General features: G+C 64.1%; 11 protein-coding genes and 2 pseudogenes. 8 read left to right on the top strand and 5 right to left on the bottom strand.

All coding sequences use genetic code 11. The annotated features are described in order from the left end of the window. From FBZ90_RS23795 to FBZ90_RS23790, 3 genes and pseudogenes are all read right to left on the bottom strand, one after another. Positions 1–1,373: pseudogene (locus tag FBZ90_RS23795) on the bottom strand (beta strand repeat-containing protein); the annotation flags it as partial. Positions 1,374–1,415: 42 nt separating this feature from the next. Beyond that, positions 1,416–1,529 (bottom strand): annotated as a pseudogene (locus tag FBZ90_RS28885) (hypothetical protein); the annotation flags it as partial. Between the two features lie 892 nt (positions 1,530–2,421). Beyond that, positions 2,422–3,321: a LysR family transcriptional regulator gene (locus FBZ90_RS23790; protein ID WP_145735489.1), complete on the bottom strand. Its 900-nt coding sequence runs from the start codon at positions 3,319–3,321 to the stop codon at positions 2,422–2,424. Positions 3,322–3,697: 376 nt separating this feature from the next. Between FBZ90_RS23790 and FBZ90_RS23785 the strand changes: the two genes are divergently transcribed. The 4 genes from FBZ90_RS23785 (at position 3,698) to FBZ90_RS23770 (ending at position 7,546) form a co-directional block, all read left to right on the top strand. Next, a complete protein-coding gene (locus tag FBZ90_RS23785; RefSeq protein ID WP_145735488.1) occupies positions 3,698–4,048 on the top strand; it encodes a cyclophilin-like fold protein in 351 nt (116 codons plus the stop codon). A gap of 59 nt (positions 4,049–4,107) precedes the next feature. Continuing rightward, positions 4,108–5,124, top strand: a complete 1,017-nt coding sequence (locus tag FBZ90_RS23780) for a zinc-dependent alcohol dehydrogenase family protein (protein WP_145735487.1) — start codon at positions 4,108–4,110, stop codon at positions 5,122–5,124. 211 nt (positions 5,125–5,335) lie between these two features. Further along, the gene (locus FBZ90_RS23775) at positions 5,336–6,511 is read left to right on the top strand and encodes an alpha/beta hydrolase (RefSeq protein ID WP_211102279.1); all 1,176 of its coding nucleotides are present in this window, start codon (positions 5,336–5,338) and stop codon (positions 6,509–6,511) included. Positions 6,512–6,652: 141 nt separating this feature from the next. Beyond that, positions 6,653–7,546 carry a LysR family transcriptional regulator gene (locus FBZ90_RS23770; protein ID WP_145735485.1) on the top strand — a complete coding sequence of 298 codons (894 nt, stop codon included), beginning with the start codon at positions 6,653–6,655 and terminating at the stop codon, positions 7,544–7,546. An 8-nt stretch (positions 7,547–7,554) separates the two neighbouring features. Here the strand turns inward: FBZ90_RS23770 and FBZ90_RS23765 are convergent, their stop codons facing one another. Both FBZ90_RS23765 and FBZ90_RS23760 read right to left on the bottom strand, forming a co-directional pair. Continuing rightward, entirely contained in the window at positions 7,555–8,682 is a 1,128-nt protein-coding gene (locus FBZ90_RS23765; protein ID WP_145735483.1) for an MFS transporter, read from the bottom strand. Between the two features lie 395 nt (positions 8,683–9,077). Beyond that, the gene (locus tag FBZ90_RS23760) at positions 9,078–10,331 is read right to left on the bottom strand and encodes a replication initiation protein (RefSeq protein ID WP_186456015.1); all 1,254 of its coding nucleotides are present in this window, start codon (positions 10,329–10,331) and stop codon (positions 9,078–9,080) included. Positions 10,332–11,192: 861 nt separating this feature from the next. Between FBZ90_RS23760 and FBZ90_RS23755 the strand changes: the two genes are divergently transcribed. From FBZ90_RS23755 to FBZ90_RS23740, 4 genes are all read left to right on the top strand, one after another. After that, positions 11,193–12,221: an AAA family ATPase gene (locus FBZ90_RS23755; RefSeq protein WP_186456014.1), complete on the top strand. Its 1,029-nt coding sequence runs from the start codon at positions 11,193–11,195 to the stop codon at positions 12,219–12,221. 5 nt (positions 12,222–12,226) lie between these two features. After that, positions 12,227–13,096: a ParB/RepB/Spo0J family partition protein gene (locus tag FBZ90_RS23750; protein WP_145735479.1), complete on the top strand. Its 870-nt coding sequence runs from the start codon at positions 12,227–12,229 to the stop codon at positions 13,094–13,096. 117 nt (positions 13,097–13,213) lie between these two features. Next, positions 13,214–13,642 carry a pseudoazurin gene (locus FBZ90_RS23745; RefSeq protein WP_145735477.1) on the top strand — a complete coding sequence of 143 codons (429 nt, stop codon included), beginning with the start codon at positions 13,214–13,216 and terminating at the stop codon, positions 13,640–13,642. A 195-nt stretch (positions 13,643–13,837) separates the two neighbouring features. Further along, positions 13,838–16,729, top strand: a complete 2,892-nt coding sequence (locus tag FBZ90_RS23740) for a glycoside hydrolase family 127 protein (protein ID WP_246130791.1) — start codon at positions 13,838–13,840, stop codon at positions 16,727–16,729. Positions 16,730–16,790: the final 61 nt, after the last annotated feature.

Genomic DNA, 16,790 nt, shown 5'->3' with positions numbered 1-16,790 from the left:
TTGGACACCTGCGCCGTCGTCAACTGGCCGACCTGGGCGGTCGTCAGCTCACGCACATCCGCCGTCGTCAGGCTGTTCAGCTGCGCCGTCGTCAGAGACTGGACCTGCGCGCTGCTCAGGCTGGCGACCTGGCTGCTGCTCAAGGCGTTCAGGTTATCGCTGCTCAGGCCCGCGATCTGCGCCGTCGTCAGGGACTGGACCTGCGTGTTGGTCAGCTTCTGCACCGTCGCCGTGGACAGGGCGTTCAGCTGATCGGTGGTCAGCACCTTCACCTGCGCCGTGGACAGGCCGGCCACCTGGGCCGTGCCCAGCGCCGCCACCTGGTCGGTGGTCAGCGACTGAACCTGCGCCGTCGTCAGGCCCGATTCCTGGGCCGTGGTCAGCGCCGACAGGTTGGCGGTGCTGAGCGTCGACAGCTGCGCCGTCGTCAGCTGGCCGACCTGGGCCGCACTCAGCTCACGGACGTCAGACGTCGTCAGGCTGTTCAGCTGATCCGTGGTCAGCGCCTGGACCAGGCTGCTGGACAGGCGCGCCACCTGCGCGCTGCTCAGCGCGTTCAGGTTATCGCTGCTCAGGCCTGCGATCTGGCTGGTCGTCAGCGCCGAAACCTGGGAAGAGGTCAGAACCCGGGCATCGGCCGTGGACAGGGCGTTCAGCTGGTCCGTATTAAGAACGGACACTTGCGCGGTCGTGAGCGCGGCCACCTGCGCGGTGGTCAGATTCGCCACGGCGGACGTGCCAAGGGACGCGACCTGGGAGGTGGTCAGCTGGCTGACCTGAGCCGCGCTCAACTCCCGCAGATCGGACGAGGTCAGGCTGTTCAGCTGGTCGGTGGTCAGGGACTGGACCTGGGCGGTGGACAGGCGCGCCACCTGCGCGCTGCTCAGCGCGTTCAGGTTGTCGCTGCTCAGTCCGGAAATCTGGGCAGTGTTCAAGCCGCCGACCTGGGTGGCGCTGAACTCACCGATGTCGGAGGTGCTGAGCGCGTTCAGCTGGCTGGTGGTCAAGCCCTGGATTTGCACGGTGCTGAGCGCCTGCACCTGGGCGCTGTTGAGCGCCGACAGGTTGTCGCTGCTGATGCCCGCGATCTGCTTGGAGGTCAGGCCGCCCACCTGGGCCGTCGTAAGCGCCCGGGCGTCCGCCGTATTAAAGGCGTTCAGCTGGTCGGTGGTCAGGAAGCCGACCTGCGTCTTGCTGAATTCCTGCACGGAACCGGTGGTCAGCGCGCTCAGCTGATCGGTGGTCAGCGCCTGGATCTGATCGGAAGATAGAGCCTGGACCTGGTTGGATTTCAGCGCTTCAAAATCATCCGTCGACAGGACGGAGATGTCGGCGTCGCTGAACGCCTGAAGCTGCGAAACACTGAAAACCATTTGGCTGGCCTGGAAGGCCGCCACCTGGGTCGTGGTTAGCGCCTGAATCTGGGCCGTTGAAAGCGCAGCGACGTCAGCTGTGCTGAGGGCCTGGATATTCGCCGTGGATAGGGCGGCAATCTGGGCCGGCCCCAGAAAAGTAATAGGCGAGACCATTTACAACCTCCGATCGCACCTCGTTTGAGGCGCCTCATGGACGGCGATGAACAACACCCATTTTTTGGGCGCAACCACAGCCATGTGGTTGATATGGCAAAAACAAACCCGCTTCGCGCTTCCCTTATGGCAACGCTGGCGAAACCCTCAGGCAACCCTGACGACGTCCCTTGTGGACCTAAGCCGTCCGACTGACCCCTATATCCAAAGCGCAAATGCACCTCTGGCACACGGATAGCCTGAGGGGCACGATAATAAGATGCGAGGGTAACTTCAAGGCGTATTTTAAGCGCATTGCTAATGAAGGCCCTGAATCCGCCTACCCCAAAGTGTTAACGAGACGTTAGCGGCCGAGTGTCCCGGTCAGTATGGGATAAGCAGAAAGGACGGGACCTCAATATATGGAGGGATAAGGTTGTTTCTTATTCCTTGAAATTTCCCAATCCGCCGCGGCGTTGACTCTGTTTCAGTGTGTCGGAAACATGATAACGCTGTCCCAACGATGGTTAATCGTGTCCCTATCTCATGTGATGACATGGGCAATTTTCGTCCTATGGCCTGTGTGCGATGCTTTACCGCTGTAGACAAAGACCTGTAATCTGCTGCTCTCAAGAAGTGCATGACAAATTTTCTGATGAAATCAGGTGCGGCTACTGGGGAAGGGACGGCCGTTTCCCCAGACGCGTCGCCCGGACGGGAACGCCCGTATAAATTTCGAGCGGCATCAATTCATGCCATAGGGCGACCGCCGCGGCGAATGCTTAAGTTATCAGAGGAGGTATAGCAGACCCAGCCAATACAGGCCCCGGTTGCGCGAGGCCCGGGGAAAGGCGTCACACCCACCAGATATAGACACCGCGATGGTGGACTCGGACCCATGGCGACCAGCGGGTCAAGGGACGCCCCCATACCGCAACGCCTCCACCACGATCTGAAAAGCGGGGAGATTCTGTCGCCGGCTGGGATAATAAATGAAGTAGCCGGGGAACGGCGGCGACCAGTCGTCGAGCACCAGGAGCAGTTCCCCTGCCTCAACGTGCCGGCGAACGATATCCTCGGGAAGATAGGCGATACCGTAACCACTCATTGCCGCATCCACCATGGCGTATGAGGTGTTGAACGTCAGCTGCCCCTGCACGCGGACCCGCAACTCCTTGCCATCCTTGGAAAATTCCCAGGCATAAAGGCCGCCTTGGGTGGCCTGGCGCCTATTGATGCACATGTGGACGATCAGATCGTCGGGGTGGCGGGGTACCGGCCTGTTGGCGAAATAGCCGGGCGAGGCGACAGCGACCAAGCGCCAGTCAGGGCCGATTCGCACAGCGACCATATCCTTTTCGACATTCTCACCCAACCGCACGCCGGCATCGAATCCATCCTCAACGATGTTGCGCAGGCCGTTATCGATGCTGAATTCGATCTGGATGTCCGGATATCGGCCCATCACAGAGCGAAGCCTGGGCCAGACAACACTTTCCAGCGCATGGTCGGACAACGTTATGCGGACCGTGCCCGCCGGCTTTTCACGGAACTCCATGAGGGCGGCGATCTCCCCCTCGATCTCGGAAATGCGTGGGGCCAACGTCTGGCGCAACCGCTCGCCCGCCACAGTCGTCGCCACACTGCGGGTGGTGCGCGTCAGCAGACGGATGCCCATGCGCGTCTCCAACTGCTTGATGGTATGGCTGAGGGTGGATTGCGAAACGCCAAGCCTGGCAGCCGCCCTGGTGAAACTGCGCTCCTCCGCCACCGCGAGGAACCAGAGCAGCTTGTTGAAATCCTCTCTCGCCATCCCCGCCCCCTCATCCGCCGCCGCGTCACCCATCGCCCGTAAGCGCGGGCAGATTATTTATGGCCTGCGTCGATAAATCCAAGCGGATTACTTAGTCTAATCCCAATACGGCCGATGCCTTACACTCCCCCTCAAGCGGTGGCCCTAAAGCGGTGGAGCGCCACTGTCCGCCAACATCCCACGCCTTCTTCCTGGGTCGCTGCGTCACCCACGTGGCAGCCCTTCGAATTGGCAAGGAAGCAAGCTGATGATTCAGCACCACCCCTTCCCAGTCATCGCCTCCCGGCGGAGATTCATCACCGGCCTGGCGGCCGGCATCACCTTTCCGCAGCCGGCGGCCGGATCAGAGGGGGTGACGGGCCGAAAGGAGAGCGGCATGAAAATCAGGATCGCCTTCAGCAGCCACAGCTTTGCCGCCAGCCTTGAGGACAATCCCTCGGCATGGGATTTCGCCAGCCTGCTGCCGCTGGCGCTGTCGATATCGGATTATTCGACCAACGAGAAGATCGCCTATCTGCCGCGCAAGCTCTCGGAAGAGGGCGGCCGGCCCTTCGGGAACGAGGCGCCGGGCGATCTTTGCTATTACGCGCCCTGGGGCAACCTGGCCTTCTTCCATGCTGGATATCGCTATTCGACGGGATTGATTCGGCTGGGTCGGCTTGAGGATGGCATCGCCCCCCTGCTGACGCGCGGCACATTCCCCCTGCATATCGACCGACTGTCTTGAGTCAGTCGGCGATGTGACGCCCCCAAAGCCCTGACAAGCCCAAACCGAGGAGTTCCGAGATGCTGGCCACCATTCTGCATGGCGCTGGTGACGTGCGCTATGAGCCCGTCGCCGACCCGCAAATCCTCAAGCCGACCGACGCCATCATCAAACTGGCGGCCACTTGCATCTGTGGGTCGGACCTTTGGCCATACCGCGGACTGCAACCGACCAGCGGCCCCGCCGCCATGGGCCATGAATATTGCGGCGTGCTGGTGGAGGTCGGTGCCGACGTCCGCACCGTTCGCCCTGGGCAGTTCGTTGTCGGGTCCTTCTGCATCTCGGACAACACTTGCCCCCACTGCCGCTTCGGCTTCCCCTCCTCTTGCGAGCAGCGGGAGTTCATGAGCGGTGCCCAGGCCCCGTTTGCCCGGGTGCCCCTGGCGGACGGCACCCTCGTGCCGCTGGCGGAAATGCCGCCCGACGACCTGATCCCCAGCCTGCTGGCGGCGTCGGACGTGCTGGGCACGGGGTGGTACGCCGCCTATGCCGCCAATGTCAGGCCGGGCGCCACGGTGGCGGTGGTGGGTGATGGTGCGGTGGGCCTGATGGGGGTCCTGGCGGCCAAGCAGATGGGCGCCGAGCGGATCATCATCATGAGCCGTCACAAGGCCCGCCAGGACCTGGCCCTGGATTACGGCGCCACCGATATCGTGTCGGAACGTGCCGAGGCCGGCGTGGCCCGCATCAAGGAACTGACCCGGGGTATTGGCGTGGACGGCGTGCTGGAATGCGTCGGCACGCAGGAATCCATGCGCCAAGCCATCCAATGCGCCCGCCCCGGCGCCATGATCGGCTATGTCGGCGTGCCGCATGGCGTGGAACTGGACGGCCAGTCCCTGTTCTTCTCACAGACCGGCATGCTGGGTGGGCCGGCCCCCGTCCGGCGTTTCCTGCCCCGGCTGATCGAGCTGGTGCTTCAGCGCAAGATCAATCCCGGCAAAGTCTTCGACCAGGAATTGCCCATCGCGGACGTCGCCGAGGGCTATCGGTCCATGGACGCGCGACGCGCCATCAAAACCCTGCTGCGGGTCTAAGCCCGGCTTTTTTTCGGGACTGCGCCATGAGGGGTCGGCGGCCGCCGACCCCCTTCCCCGGCTCCGGGCCCACGGGCGTGAACCGGCGCGCAGCGCCCTCCCGCCATCCCGGAAACTGCATCAAGCAAGGGGCCGCCAAACCCGCTGGCCTTTATCAGACCGTTCCGACTGATGAGCCACCCTCATCATCTCAAGCAAGTGAGGGCGTCTAATGCATGGCGGCGGCGGAAGCCACATTTCCCCGGACCACAGGGGAGTATCGAAGATGACCACGCATATCGATACCGCGGAGCGCGGTGACGACCAGGAGAGCACGACGGGCCTGGCGCGGCGGGATGTGCTGAAGCTGGCAGGCGCCGGCCCAGCCGCGATGGGATTCATGGCCGGCGTCGACCGGCAGCCCGCCAAGGCACAAGACATGTCGAACGGCGCCGACAACTTCTACACCAGCGACCTGGTGACGGTTCGGCCCGTCACCTTCAAAAACCAATATGCCATGAGGGTGGCGGGAAATCTGTTCACGCCCAAGACCCTGAACGCGACGGTGCGGACACCGGCCATCGTGGTGGGACACCCCATGGGCGCGGTCAAGGAACAGAGCGCCAATCTTTACGCCACCAAGATGGCGGAACGCGGCTTCGTGACCCTATCCCTGGACCTGTCGTTCTGGGGCGCGAGCGAGGGCTCGCCACGCAACGCCGTGTCCCCCGACATCTATGCCGAGGATTTCAGCGCCGCGGTGGATTTCCTGGGGACCCAGCCCCACGTCGACCGCGCGCGCATCGGCGCCATCGGCATTTGCGGCAGCGGCAGCTTTGTCATCAGCGCCGCCAAAATCGATCCGCGCCTCAAAGCCATCGCGACGGTTAGCATGTACGATATGGGAGCCGCCAACCGGAACGGCCTGCGCCGTGGGCTGAACCTGGAGCAGCGCAAGCAGATCATCGCGGCGGCGGCCGAGCAGCGCCATGTCGAATTCACCGGTGGCGAAATCCAATACACCAGCGGCACGGTCCATGCGCTGACCGCGACCTCGACACCGGTTGAGCGCGAGTTCTACGATTTTTATCGCACGCGTCGAGGAGAGTTCACGCCCGACGGGCAGTCACCGTTGCTGACGACGCATCCCACGCTGACCAGCAACGTCAAGTTCATGAATTTCTACCCCTTCAACGACATCGAGACGATTTCCCCCCGCCCGTTGTTGTTCATCACCGGGGAGATCGCGCATTCTCGCGAGTTCAGCGAAGACGCCTATCAACGCGCGGCGGAGCCCAAGGAACTGCTGATCATCCCGAGGGCGGGGCATGTCGACCTTTACGACCGCGCGACCCTCATCCCCTTCGACAAACTTCAATCGTTCTTCAGCCAACACTTGGCGACCTGACGCCCTATCAAGGCGGCGTCGCGTCCTCCCTTACCAGAGTCACCGTAATCGCCCCCATCGGCATGCCGGTGGGGGCGCGTGCGTCGTGTCCGACGTAAGCCACGCGGCTATGGTCAACCCATGACAGAAGGATGCCGGGCGATGCCGCGCGAGAACGTCAATGACCTGATGGTCTTCGTGGCCGTCGCGCGGGAGCGCAGTTTCACGCGCGCCGCGGCGCAGCTGGGCGTCAGCCAGTCAGCCCTCAGCCATGCCATCCGCCTCCTGGAGGCCAGGCTGGGGGTGCGGCTGCTGTCGCGCACCACCCGGGCGGTCGTCCCGACGGAAGCGGGCGAACGACTGTTGGAGGGTATCGGCCCCCATTTCGATGAGATCGAGGCGCAGGTCGACGCGCTGAACGCGCTGCGGGACAAGCCGGCCGGCAACATTCGCATCGTCGCGTCGGACCACGCCATCAAGCATGTCCTCTGGCCCAAATTACGCCAGTTCCTGCCCCGCTATCCCGACATCAAGATCGAACTGGTCCTCGACAACGGTCTCAGCGACATCGTCACCGAACGGTTCGACGCCGGCGTGCGCATGGGCGGGGATGTGGCGAAGGATATGATCGCCGCCCGGATCGGCCCGGACTTCTGCCTGGCCGTGGTGGGGGCGCCGTCGTACTTCGCCGCCAATCCGGAACCGCGGCACCCCAAAGATCTGGTGGGCCACGCCTGCATCAATTTCAGGCTCCAAGGGTCGGGGACCCTGTATGCCTGGGAATTCGAGGAAGACGGGCAGGGAATGCGGGTTCGTGTCGACGGGACCCTGATTTTCAATAACATATTCAACTGCCTGGAAGCGGCCCTGGACGGCTTCGGCTTGGCCTACATCCCGGAGGAAATCATCCTGCCCCACGTCGCGGATGGGCGGCTGGTTCGCGTCTTGCAAAAATGGTCACCCTACTGGGAAGGGTATCACCTCTATTATCCCAGCCGCCGGCAGTCCTCGCCCGCCTTCGTGGCCCTGGTGGACGCCCTGCGGCACCGCGGGTGAGCCATCGGCTATGTCGGTCGGCCACGGTCGGCGCGCGCTGTCAGGAGAGCCACGCAGACGGCGGAGATCAGCAAGGCCGCGCTGGCACTGAACGTCGGCCGGTAGCCCCCCGCATCGAACAACGCGCCGCCAAGCGTGGCGCCCAAGGTGATCGCCAGTTGCACCACCGCGACCATCAGACCGCCGCCGACCTCGGCGTTTTCCGGCATGGTACGGGATATCCAGGTCCACCAGCCCACCGGCGCCGCGGTGGCCACCAGCCCCCAGACGCTGAGAAGCAGGACGGTAACGGGGACGCTCCCGTGGGCAATGACGAGGGCCAGGGCGATGGCCGCCATCGCCGCCGGAATGACGACCAGCGTCCGGTAGAGCCCCCTCTTGAGAAAGGTCCCAATGAGGATGGTTCCGACGAAGCCGCTGATCCCCATGGCCAGCAGCATGAGCGACAGGCCGGATACATCCCCATGCCCAGTCGTTTCGAGGAAGGGCCGCAGGTAGGTGAATAGGGAAAACTGCCCCATGAAGAACAGGCTGACAGCCGCCATGCCCAGCGCCACCACAGGCCGGCGCAGCAGCACGAAGGGATTGCGGTGACTCAACGATTCCGTCGCCCGCATGGACGGCAGGCTCACGAGCTTCCAGACCAGGACGACGGCCGCGACCGGCACGACGCAGAAGAAGGCGCCCCGCCAACCGATCAGGCCGCCCAGGAAACTGCCCAGCGGGGCCGCGACAACCGTGGCCAGGGCATTGCCCCCATTAAAGATGGCCAGGGCCCGGGGCACGAGCCCGTCCGGCACCAGGCGCATGGCCGTCGCGGCCGACATGGACCAGAATCCGCCGATGGTCACGCCGATCAACGCCCGGCCGACCATGAAAATCAAATAATTGGGGGCCAATGCCACGATGGCGCTGGACACGATCATGAGGCCTGTCAGCGCCAGCAACAGCGCCCGGCGGTCATGTCCCCCGGCCAACCGCGAAATGGACAGGCTGGTCAGGACGGCGAAGGCGCCGGAAACGGAGATGGCCTGCCCCGCCTGCCCTTCGGTGATACCCAGATCCGCCGCGATCGGCGTCAACAAGCTGACAGGCATGAATTCGGACGCGACAAGCGCGAAAGCGGCGAGTGACATCGCGAAAACCGCCCCCCATGACGCTGGGCGGGCGTTCAAACCATGGGCGTCAACGGGGGCTTGGGCCAGCATTCCTGATCGACCTCGACAGTGTACCGATATGAAACGACCAGGACGCCACCGGCCTCCCGCTGACACGGGGCTGGGAGGCGCGCCTTGATCAGGCGCTACACTTAATCAAGGACGGGGTAGGGAATTAGCCGTGATGGCCTGCTTGCCATCATGATGTCTGTTCATAAATCCAGGGACACCTCGTCCGAGTCGCGAACACACGCAAGCCATCGCCTTTTTCACTTGCGTCCTGGCGGATCTTAAGTCGCTGATTCGAGCACATTCACGTTAGGGAAAGTGCCGGATCATTAAGGCGGTTCTGACGTCAGAACCGGACGATGGCTTTACCGCAGGGTAAGGGCAGCCTCTTCCGCCACCCATTCCACCCATTTGTGGATATTGCTGGCGGCGGCGGCGGCGCGTACCTCCGGAGCCCCCAATTCACGGGCCCTTTTGTAAAGGCGGGTGCGAACGTCCAGCGGCTCGGCGGCCAGGCGATCGATCAGCCCCTGGTTCGGAACGCGCGACGCCAACGCCGGAGGCGGAGCGGCCACCACGATGGGGGACGCCTCCCCCGCCAGCTTGCGCACAAAGCCGGCAAAGGCCAGATCAGCATTGCGAATCTTGCCCGTCTGGCCCGATGCCCAGCCGGCCCAGCGGTCCAGCGCCATTTCGATATCGATGCCTGGATATTCGGCGCGCAGCTGCTCCACCGCCGTGTCGCTGACGCGGCGCTTCAGTCCCAGGACGGAAACGGGCCGGTCGCGATCCGTCTTGCCATCCTCCAAATCCACGGTGTCGGCGTCGCGGGCGCCTGCGGCGAAGCCGCCCTTGCCCACCGGCCCCACGGGATCGATGGCGAATTCGGTGGCCCGTGCGGCGGAGGTCAGCGCCGCCCGTTCCTTCTTCCGGATGGTGAAGCGCAACGCCACCACCGGACGACCACGCGAGGGCGAGCGGATGGGGGTGTAGCTGCACTCGATGGCTGACAGTTCGTTGACTTCGCGCACCGCGCGTTCCAACACCTCGCGCTGCAAGATGCCGAAGTTCTTGTTGGCCGATGTGTTCTTGACGCTCAACAACTGGCGGAAGGTGTCGATATCCACCTCCCAGTCCGGCTCGCGCAGGTTGACCCGCACACTCAGCAGCTCATACAGCGCCAAGGCGTACTTGGAACTGAAGCTGGTGCACACCGCGAGGTGGATACGCGCCCAGGCGGACGGTTCCGCCAAGGCGGGGCGAAGTTCCGCCGGGAAAGACCATTCCGCGTACCCCTTGCCCTTGGGCAGGGCGCGGAAGCTCAGCAAGGGGGCGCCACCCTCCTTCAGTTCCCCATCCGCACTGAGGTAGGGGAACTCCACCCGCACGGACATGAGCCGGTCGAAACAGCTTTTCAGGCGGGCGTTGCTATGCTCCGTCTCTTCCCCGATGGCCCGCTTCAGGTCGGCGGTGGAGGCGCGGAAAGGGGGCAGCGCCGCGGTGGCATCCGCCAGCTTGTCCCAACTGTGCGCCAGGATGACATTGAACAGCTTCTTGTCGGACAAGGTCAGGCCGCCACCGGTCTCGATGATCTCGATGGTGCCACGAGGCTTGGGCACGGTGGGATCCGTGTCCAGGCGAAAGGGGTCACCTGTCGCCTCCGGGCGCCTCGCGGGCGGTTTTGCTGCGATCCTGCTCATGCTGTGCAGTCGACCAGCAGCACCACATAGAGTCAACCACGCCCCGGGAGGTGGCGACAGAACACATAGAAACGCGGCGACGGGCCCGTCAAACTGGCGAGAAAACACATATGGAAAGGCGCGTCGCCGATTTGGGTGGCGAAAAAACGCATAGAGACAGCCCCCGTTCCCCTGGAATCGGCACCCCAGCCCTGACGACTCCGCCCCCGCCGGCCGCTGGCGAGAAAGCACACTGAAACGACCTTTAGGTCTTGGCGAGAAAACACATAGAGAGCCATCGGCTAGTCCGAAAAATGCCCGTTTAACCAATTGATATTAAACGAATATTTTTGCACTTCCGTGAGCCCCTGCGGTGTGACGAGAAAACGCATGGGAACGACTCGGTAGGCATGGTGAGAAAACGCATAGAAAGGGTTTGTCGCCCCGTGGACATTCCCCCCTACACGCCCATCGCGGCCCATGGCGAAAAAACGCATGAAAACAAGCCGATGACGAGAACCCGCACAAGGACACCGGATAAAACGCATGGAGAGCGGCGACAAAGCACATCGAGACTCGGGAGAAAGCGCATGGAAATATCCGTTAACCATATGATCTGGAACGATTTTTTGGGCGCGAACAAGAACAAGAGGAATCTGGAAAGAGTCTGACGATGTCCCCTTTTTTGAATGGCCTCATAGCGGAGCATCAACTATCAACCATCAACGTTGGCGTTGACACTTGATGGTGGCGCTGGCAGGTTCTGACGTCAGAACCGGCTGGAACGCGAAGGATGGGGCGATGAACGGCGACCGGATGCGCGAGTTGCGCCAAATGCTGCGGCAAAGCCAAGGCGACCTGAAGGATATGCTGAACCAGCGGCTGTCCCGCTCCTACGACAAGCCCAAGATCAGCCGCTGGGAAAACGGCAAGGAGCCCATCCCCGACGACGTGGCGGCGGAGCTGGAACAGATCGCCTCCCACAAGCCGCGCAACGCCAAGGTCTTTGTCCTTGCCAATCAGAAGGGCGGCGTGGGTAAGACCACCAGTGCCCTGAACTTGGCCTATGCCCTGGGCCAGTCCGGCAGCCGGGTGCTGTTGATCGACATGGACCCGCAGGCGACCGCCACCGTGGCGCTGCTGGCCGACGCGGCGGTGGAGGTTTACCGCCAGGGCCGCACCATGGCCCATGTCATCCTGCAGAATCGGGCCATGGCCGATGCCATCCTGAAGCCCGGCATGGTGGAGACGGCGGTACCCCTGCCCTTTGACCTGGCCGCCAGCCACATCGAACTGTCGGAAACCGATGGCCGCCGCGAACCCGGATTCGATGCCGCCCTGCGTGAGGCGGTGGATACGGTGCGCGCCGGCTATGACTTCATCGTCATCGATGCGCCGCCCAACCTCGGCATGCTGACCTGGATGGCCTTGGCCGCGGCGCAGGAGGTGCTGATCCCCGTCCGGACCGAGCCCTATGACACCATGGGTGTGGGCCTGATCCTCAACACCATCCATAAAGTGCAGCGCCGCCTGAACCCGGGCCTGCGCCTGTCTGGCATCCTGCCCACGCAGTTCGGCCGCCGGAAGTCGGTGGATCGGGAGGTGCTGGCCCATTTGGTGACGGCGCTGGGGGAAAAGGTGCCGGTGCTGGAGGCGGTGCCAGACAGCGCCGTGTTCGGCCACGCCGCCCGCAACGGCCGCATCGCGCTGGAGGCGTCGCCCACCTCGTCCGCAACGGCGGTTTATCGTAAGCTGGCTGACTGCATCATCGCCGGCCGGCCGTTGGCCCGCGCGGATATCGACTTGATTCCTGTTGAGAGCGAGGCCTGAGCGCCATGACGGTGAAGAAACGACCCTCCCCCATCCTCGGCGCGGCATCCGCCATGATCGGCGAGGCCTCGGGCGAGTTGGTGATGTCGCGCGACAGCCGCTTTCACCACAGCATCGAATTGCCGGTCGACCACATCGCCCCCGATCCGGAACAGCCGCGCAAGCTGTTCTCGGAGGAGGAGCTGGACGGCTTGGCCGCCAGCATGGCGGAGCAGGGGCAGTTGCAGCCCATCCTGGTCCGCCGCAACCCCGATGATCGCGGGCACTGGATCGTGGTGGCGGGTGAACGCCGCTGGCGGGCGGCCCAGCGTCTGGGTTGGGGTGTCATCCTGGCCATCGAGCACACTGGTGACCCCGAGGTGCTGGCGCTGATCGAGAACCTGCAGCGCGTTGACCTGACGCCGGTGGAGGAGGCGCGCGGCCTGAAGCGCCTGATCGATGGCAAGGGCTGGAGCCAGAACCAGGCGGCGGAAGCTTTGGGCAAGACCAAGGGCGAGATCAGCGCCACCCTGCGCATTCTCAGCCTGCCCGATGATATCCTGGAAGGGGTTCTGACGTCAGAACTGGGCCTGTCGCGCAATGTGCTGGTGGAACTGTCGCGGGTGGATGAACCAGCGGTGCGGGAACGGCTGATCCAGTCGGCCCGCAGCGGCACGCTCAGCATCCGCACCATCCGTGCCGCCAAGGCGCAGGACGCCGTGCCGGAGGTGCTGGAGGGCAAGCCATCCACCGGCATCACCGCGCCGGGCGTGAATCTGGCCTCCGTGGAACGGCTGGTTAGCAATCTGCGCTCCTTGCGGCCGGCGGCCCTGAAGGATAAGGACCGGGAGCGTCTGCGGGCCCTGCGGGCCGCCATCGACGCGCTACTGGGGTAATTCACCGGCACCAAATCATTGCGCCAGCGCAAAGACGCAGCAAATCAGCCGTCGTAGGGAAGGGGCGGGGCTGGATGATGGATCCGGCACCGCCTCATCTCATGATGGAGAGTATAGATGCGTTCCCTTCCCCTGGCGCTGGTGGCCCTGATGACCTTGGCCGGCCCGGCCTTCGGCGCCGAGCATGTCGTCAAGATGTTGAACAAGGGTGCCGACGGCATGTTTGTGTTCGAGCCGGCGCTGGTGAAGATCGCGCCGGGCGACAAGGTGACCTTCCAGTCCATCGATGCCGGACACAATGTGGAAAGCATCCCCGGCATGCTGCCCGATGGCGCCCCGGCCTTTACCGGCAAGCCCAATGAGACGCTTACCGTCACCTTCGACAAGCCGGGTGTCTACGGGTATCGCTGCAAGCCGCACTATGGCATGGGTATGGTTGGCGTGGTCGTGGTCGGCACGCCCACAAACCTAGATGCCGCCAAGGCGGTGCCGCAAACCGGCAAGGCCAAGGCCGCGTTCGAGAAGTTGCTGGCTGGGGCCAAGTAAGCTTCTGGTAAGACGTTGGAAACGCGGGGAGAATGGCTGCATGGTATTCCCCAGCCTCTCCCCGTTCCACCGGGCCAGTCCCTCAAAGTTGACCCCCTCCCGTATATAGTCATATGATAATATTATGGTGGGGAGGCGCCTGGGTGGCCGCCAGCATTGATGGCCAAGCCCACAGGCCCGGAGGGAAAGAACAACATGAGCAGCACGCGCGGCCGGGTCCTGGCTTCGATCCACAGCGACCAATCCAATCCTGCGGAGGAAACGCCGGCACCTGCCACGGGGCCTTTTGACAGTACGGTCGATCGGCGGCGCTTCCTGGCCGCCACAGGGGGGGCGTCCCTGGTGGCGGGACTGGTCACCCACACGGCTTTGGCGGCCAATCCGCCGGCACCCGCCAACCTGGCGGTCATGGCCCGCACCAGATGGTCCAACCGGTCCAGCGGCACCCGCCTGGCGGCCATCAACACCAACGCCATCCCCACCAATTCCAAGGATGATACGGAAGGCGCCTTCGCCACGGAGCCGGAGTCCGGTCCGGCCTGGGTTGAATATGCCTGGGACGTGCCGGTTCGCACCGACGCCGTGGATGTCTATTGGTGGCTGGGCGGATGGAAGGGGGCCTTGCCCACGGGTTGGCGGGTATCCGCCTGGGATGGCAAGCGCTTCGTGCCCGTGCGCAACGCGCGGGGGTTGGGCCTGGTGCCTGACGCCCACAACCGCGCCACCTTCGACCCCGTCACTACCACGCGGCTGCGCCTGGATATCGACCCGGCGGCCAAGGCCTCGGTCGGTGTGCTGCAATGGCGGGTGTGGAGCCATGGCGCTGTGCCAGTGTTCCCGCCGCTGGTCACCGCCGGCCAGGACCGCGCCGTTGTGCTGGGCGGCCAAACCTATCTGGGCGGCACGGTGCGCACGCTCGATACCGTTCCGGCCGCCGCGGCCCTATGGCACAAGGTTAGCGGCCCCGGTGCTGTCAGCTTCGCCGATGCCACCCGCGTCGACACCACCGCGCGTTTCTCCGCCCCCGGCGAGTATGTGCTGCAGCTGAGCGCCAAGGCGGACGGCAAATCGGCCCAGTCCACCCTGAAGGTGCGGGCGGAAACACCGCCGCCGGACGAGCGGCTGGATGTCGTCTATACCACGCCCTACGCCATCGACAGCCCCCTGTGGTCGGCGCGGGCCAAGGCGCTGATCACCACCTGGATTCCCCATTGCATTGACTACTGCGAGCGCACGGACCTGAAGATCGGGCAGGGGGGCCTGGACAATTTCATCGAGGCGGGCAAGGCCCTGCGTGGGGAGCCGCACGGCGTCCACAAGGGCTATGTCTTTTCCAACGCCTGGGTGCACCAGACGGTGGAATCCATGTGCATCGCCCTGATGGTCGACCCGCAGGGCGATCAGGAAATCATCGCCGCCCATGACCGGATGCGCCGCAAGCTGGAGGAATGGATTCCCATCATCCTGGCGGCGCAGGAGCCGGATGGCTATCTCCAGACCGCCTATACCCTGGCCGACCGGGCCAAATGGCCGGCGCGCTGGTCACCGGAGCAGCGCGGCAACCATGAGGGCTATGTCGCCGGGTATTTTATCGAGTCCGCCATCAACCACTATACCCTGACCGGCGGCAAGGATCTGCGCCTGTACAACGCCGCCAAGAAGCTGGCGGATTGCTGGGTTGCCAACATCGGCCCGGGCAAGAAGGAGTGGTTCGACGGCCACCAGGAAATGGAGCAGGCGCTGGTGCGTTTCGGGCGCTTCGTCAACGATATGGAGGGACGGGGCCACGGCGACGCCTACATCCGGTTGGCGCGCTTCCTGCTGGACAGCCGGCGGGGCGGTTCGGAATACGACCAGAGCCACCTGCCGCCGGGCCGGCAGTATGAGGCGGTGGGCCATGCCGTCCGCGCCGTCTATTTCTATTCCGGCATGGCGGACATCGCGGCCGAAACCCGCGACATTGATTACCAGAGCGCCGTACTGTCCCTGTGGGACAACATGGTGAACAAGAAATATTACGTCACCGGCGGCGTGGGCAGCGGTGACACGGCGGAGGGCTTTGGCGAGAACTACGCCTTGCGCAACGACGCCTATTGCGAATCCTGCTCCAGCTGCGGGCTGATCTTTTTCCAGTACAAGCTGAACCTGGCCTATCACGACGCCAAGTACGCCGATCTCTATGAGGAGACGATGTACAATGCCCTGCTGGGCTCCACGGCGCTGGACGGCAAGACCTTCTGCTACACCAATCCCCTGGTGGATACCGAGCGCACGGCCTGGCACGTTTGTCCCTGCTGTGTGGGCAACATCCCACGCACCCTGCTGATGGTTCCGACCTGGGCCTATGCCAAGGACAAGGCCGGGGTGAACGTCAACCTCTTCATCGGCAGCCGGGTGAATGTGGGCGATGTCGCCGGCAGCCGGGTGGAGATGGTGCAGAAGACCAACTACCCGTGGGACGGGGCGGTGTCCCTGACCGTCAACCCGGCCCAAACCACCCCCTTCGCCGTGCGTATCCGGGTGCCTGATCGCGCCACCAGCGCACTTTACACCGCCGTGCCGCCGGTGCGCGGCTTGGTCAGCCTGACGGTGAACGGCAAGCCGGTCCAATATCGCCTGGAGAAAGGCTACGCGGTGGTGGAGCGGGAGTGGGCGGCGGGCGACCGCGTGGATTTCGTCCTGCCCCTGGCGGTGCAGCGCGTGACGGGCGATGACAAGGTGGAGGCGACCCGGGGCAAGGTCGCCCTGCGCTACGGTCCGCTGGTCTACAACGTGGAGAAGGCGGACCAGCCCACCATTGATGCGCCCCTGTCGACGGCACCGCTCACCGCCGAATGGCGGCCGGACCTGCTGGGCGGTGTGGTCGCCATCAAGGGCCGCTGGCAGGACGGCACGCCCCTGCTGGCCATCCCCAACTATGCCCGCATGAACCGTCTGCCGGTGCGAGCTGATGCCGTCGGCGGCACCAATTCCGGTGTCAACTACGCGCTGGGCGCGCAAGGACAGGTGATCGCCGATACCGGCGCGCCGGGGGATGAGGATTTCGGCCGGGCCCGGCATTCCCAGGTGTGGATTTCCATGGCGTGACGGATTGGGAGGGGGGCAGGGGGTGTGACGGCGGCCTTGCGCGGGGCGTAACGTCGCCACC

Origin of the sequence: Nitrospirillum pindoramense (assembly GCF_007827955.1) — a bacterium.
Lineage (GTDB): Bacteria > Pseudomonadota > Alphaproteobacteria > Azospirillales > Azospirillaceae > Nitrospirillum > Nitrospirillum amazonense_B.
This window is presented reverse-complemented; position numbering and strand designations above follow the sequence as displayed.

What these genes read in the sequence shown, in the direction of transcription:
- FBZ90_RS23790 (WP_145735489.1), bottom strand. Translation starts at nt 3,321, where the DNA reads ATGGCGAGAGAGGATTTCAACAAGCTGCTCTGGTTCCTCGCGGTGGCG.
- FBZ90_RS23785 (WP_145735488.1), top strand. Translation starts at nt 3,698, where the DNA reads ATGAAAATCAGGATCGCCTTCAGCAGCCACAGCTTTGCCGCCAGCCTT.
- FBZ90_RS23780 (WP_145735487.1), top strand. Translation starts at nt 4,108, where the DNA reads ATGCTGGCCACCATTCTGCATGGCGCTGGTGACGTGCGCTATGAGCCC.
- FBZ90_RS23775 (WP_211102279.1), top strand. Translation starts at nt 5,336, where the DNA reads ATGCATGGCGGCGGCGGAAGCCACATTTCCCCGGACCACAGGGGAGTA.
- FBZ90_RS23770 (WP_145735485.1), top strand. Translation starts at nt 6,653, where the DNA reads ATGCCGCGCGAGAACGTCAATGACCTGATGGTCTTCGTGGCCGTCGCG.
- FBZ90_RS23765 (WP_145735483.1), bottom strand. Translation starts at nt 8,682, where the DNA reads ATGTCACTCGCCGCTTTCGCGCTTGTCGCGTCCGAATTCATGCCTGTC.
- FBZ90_RS23755 (WP_186456014.1), top strand. Translation starts at nt 11,193, where the DNA reads ATGAACGGCGACCGGATGCGCGAGTTGCGCCAAATGCTGCGGCAAAGC.
- FBZ90_RS23750 (WP_145735479.1), top strand. Translation starts at nt 12,227, where the DNA reads ATGACGGTGAAGAAACGACCCTCCCCCATCCTCGGCGCGGCATCCGCC.
- FBZ90_RS23745 (WP_145735477.1), top strand. Translation starts at nt 13,214, where the DNA reads ATGCGTTCCCTTCCCCTGGCGCTGGTGGCCCTGATGACCTTGGCCGGC.
- FBZ90_RS23740 (WP_246130791.1), top strand. Translation starts at nt 13,838, where the DNA reads ATGAGCAGCACGCGCGGCCGGGTCCTGGCTTCGATCCACAGCGACCAA.